Annotated in this window: 1 protein-coding gene; it reads right to left on the bottom strand. The window is 61.1% G+C overall.

What is annotated here, in order from left to right:
• Positions 1 to 224: 224 nt before the first annotated feature.
• Positions 225 to 1,970: a phosphohexomutase domain-containing protein gene (locus BQ17_RS13865; RefSeq protein ID WP_089728027.1), complete on the bottom strand. Its 1,746-nt coding sequence runs from the start codon at positions 1,968 to 1,970 to the stop codon at positions 225 to 227.
• Positions 1,971 to 2,962 lie beyond the last annotated feature (992 nt).

Genomic DNA, 2,962 nt, shown 5'->3' with positions numbered 1-2,962 from the left:
CCATTAGGGCATCGTGGCCGCTCATTCGCTCCATAACTCGTTGTTTTAGATTGCAATAATGTGGGGATACCTCAGGGATTACCCAGGATTTACAGGATGCATATTAAAATGTAAGAATCCTGTAAATCCCGTGTAATCCTGTAAATCCTGTCCTATTGAGGGTCCGCGACGAAGCTCGAGTTGGGTACTCGTGGGCTTAAGGCAAAGCCTCGCTAGGGTTATAGTCAACCCTTGGTATCGGATTCGATGAACCTTTGCAGATCACGCAGCATGCCAGCGGGTTCTGCCACAGCCATTGCGGCGATCTCATCCGCCCGCGCCTGGGCGCGGGAATGGGCGTAAATGCGCAGCTGGGGTGCGTTGCCCGATGGACGGATGTGGGCAATATCTCCGTTGCGGAAGAAGCAGCGGATACCGTCCTGGACATTGATACGCGCCAGCTCGCCGAATCCCCTCGCAGGCGTGAAGATGCCCTCGAGGACCTGCCGTTTCCGATCGAAGGCCTGACCCTCCGGGTCGCTCAACGACCACTCACCGACGACCGCCTCGGTCAGATCACGCAGCAGGATGCGATCACTGTGAAACTCCAACCACTGGATAGCCTCGCCCGGCGGTCGGAAGTAGGCGAGGATCTTGCGGCTGGTGTCCTGCGGGAAGTCGTCGATTAGGTCCGCTCTCCCATACCACTGAGGCAAGCGGTCGAAACACTCCGACAGGGTCGCGCCCTGTTCGGCCGCAGCGTGCATCACGGCGAGTATGGGCAGGATAGCGTCACGGGTCGGAAGCGCGCGCAGCATGCCGCCGTTCAGGGTCAGCTCGGAACCGACCAGGAAGCCGCCGTTGGCCTCCCAGCCGACTACCCGTTGCTGGCCCTGCACCAGCGCCTCCTGCATGGCCTCGATGACGAAGGGCGATCCGATCCGCGTCTTGGTCGTGATCAGGCCCTTGCCCATAAAGTGCTCGTGCACACCGGGGTTGGTACTGATCGGCACCGAGACGGCATCCGCTTTGAGATAGTCGGCGACGACGGCACCCACCAGATCCCCCGGAAAAAAGCGCAATGCGGGCCTTGCGGGATCGTCGGACTCGGAGACGCCAACGATCAAGGGCCGATCGCTGTCGCCGTCCGTGGATACGATGGCATCGATCCGGCCATGCAGGGCTTGCTGTTCGGCGACGATCTCCGCGAGCATCCGCAGATGCGCCGGAGAAATAGCCTCGGTATCGATGGGGACGAAGGTATCGCTGCGTCCGACCCGGATCACCTCGGCCCCCGTGTGCGCCAGGATGCGCGGCAGCAGCTCCCGCCCGACGGCGGCGTATTCGTAGAACAGGATGCGCTTACCCTGCAGGCCGTTGCGGGGGAATACCCGGCGGTAGCGCTCGAGGTAGCCCTGCTCGGCCACCGGGTTGACCGGCGGCAGGACCGGCCGCTGCTCGGGCTTCAGCATCCCCTTGGAGTCGAATAGGGATGCCGCCGCCGGACGCCGGTACTCCTGTTGTCGAACCGCCTCCACCGCAGCGACGATGCCCGGCTCGTCGGATTTGAGCACCTCGCCGTCGCAGCGATTGGCCTTCTGCCCATTGCGATCCGCCGGGATATGGCTGCCGGTGCACATGAAGCTCATGACCCCCTGCTCGAGCGCATAGAAGGTCAACGCAGGGGTAGGCAAGCTGCCTACATAATCCACCTGATAACCGGCGTCCAAGACCGCGCGCGCCGTAGCCCTCAGAATCTGCGGCGTCGAAGGCCGTAGGTCCCCGGCGATGGGAATCTGCAGTGACTCACGCGGCACCGCACCGGCCTGGAGCTTGCCGATGTCTTCGAGGTAACGCAGGGTTCCCAGCGTCAGGCTGTAGACCTCCAGATCGGTAAGATCCTTCACCAAGGCCCGGAGCCCACTGGTCCCGAAGCGTGACACGACCGGCGTGTAGCTGAGGATGTCACACAACTGCGGTTGAGTTTTCATTTTCCGCCGCACCTCCTCCAGACTCCTACGCACAGCTAAGGCGACACAAACCGTGCTGCGTCGACGCCAAGATTAACCAATAGAACTCGATGCACGGTTCGCGGTCGCCTTTAGCCGAATGTGTACGCCCGGCACGGGCGTGAACTTATGGGGTGAAAGTCCCCTGTAGGAGTACCTGTAATGTCCTGTGGGACAACTGTAACTACTAGCCGAGGGCAAGGGCAAACCCGCGAGGGGATGTCTGAAGGAAGCCCGAGCGCAAACGTGCGAGCCGACGGACAGAAACCGCAGAGAAGGCTTGGTCCCCGGGCGAGTCAGCACAAGATGACGAAGCCCACCCGGTGCAGGGGATAGGGTAAATGCGGCGGTTGTGCATGGAAAGTTCATGTTCTTATCCGGGGAGAGCTGTCCCACTTGCGGCCCGTGTTTCTATGGGAGTCGAACTGAGGGCCAGTCCGAAAAGGCTGGAAACACCATCGAACCCTAACGGGGCAGTGGTCGCTAAGGGAGCCGGCCTGAGGGCCAGCGCGAAAGTGCTGGAATTGCCACCGGACCCGACAGCGACTCGGGCAGCGCGTTTTGCGGCAACGCCTGACGTGATGGGACAGAAGTCAGCAGAGGGCATAGTAGCCAAACGCCCACCCGTAATGGGTGGGACAGGGTGAAGGCCTGAACCTTCGGCAACGAGAGAGCCGGGCGAGCCTCAACGACGGGATTGCACCCGACCGGGTGAAACCGCCTTGACGGTTCGTCGCGTAACCAGCGTTGGAGGTCGCCATGTTACGGTGATCCTTTTAACCCCGAAGGAAACGCCCCGTGCGGACCCGCATGCGGGGTGTTGTGGAGGCCGGGGGAGAAAAACCCCCAACTATCCGATTATACGTCTCTTACACGGCTGGCAAATTCCAGAAATTCGTCGTGTGGAATGATTCGGCGACGAGCTTCAAATTCTGGCGCTTTGGCATCTTCTCTGTTGAAAACCACCCCTCGAT

Source organism: Candidatus Thiosymbion oneisti, assembly GCF_900092655.1.
Classification (GTDB): Bacteria; Pseudomonadota; Gammaproteobacteria; order Chromatiales; family Chromatiaceae; genus Thiosymbion; species Thiosymbion oneisti.
This window is presented reverse-complemented; position numbering and strand designations above follow the sequence as displayed.

What these genes read in the sequence shown, in the direction of transcription:
- BQ17_RS13865 (WP_089728027.1), bottom strand. Translation starts at nt 1,970, where the DNA reads ATGAAAACTCAACCGCAGTTGTGTGACATCCTCAGCTACACGCCGGTC.